Here is a 284-nt window from a genome sequence, read left to right as displayed (position 1 = left end):
CTTCTGGGCCTCTGACAACAACGACGCGCTGGAGCGCAATACCATCCAGTGTGGCATGAGCTACTTCTTCCCGCCGGAAGTGATGGGCGCGCATATCGGTCATCATAAATGTCACGCCACCTTCCGCCAGCACAGCATTGCTTTCCGCGGCCTGACGGCACTGTTTGGCCACATGGGACTGGAGCTTGATCCACTCACCGTCGATGCTCAGGAGCGTGAAGGCTATCGCCATTACGCCGCGCTGCACAAGCAGTGGCGAGAAGTCATCCATCACGGTACCCAGT

General features: G+C 58.5%; 1 protein-coding gene. It reads left to right on the top strand.

Going from position 1 to position 284, the window contains the following annotated elements:
* On the top strand, positions 1-284 hold a 284-nt coding region (locus ACPYOJ_RS35150; protein ID WP_481420354.1), incomplete at both ends, for an alpha-galactosidase.

Source organism: Rhizobium sp. SVR5-9E (assembly GCF_056755095.1).
This window is presented reverse-complemented; position numbering and strand designations above follow the sequence as displayed.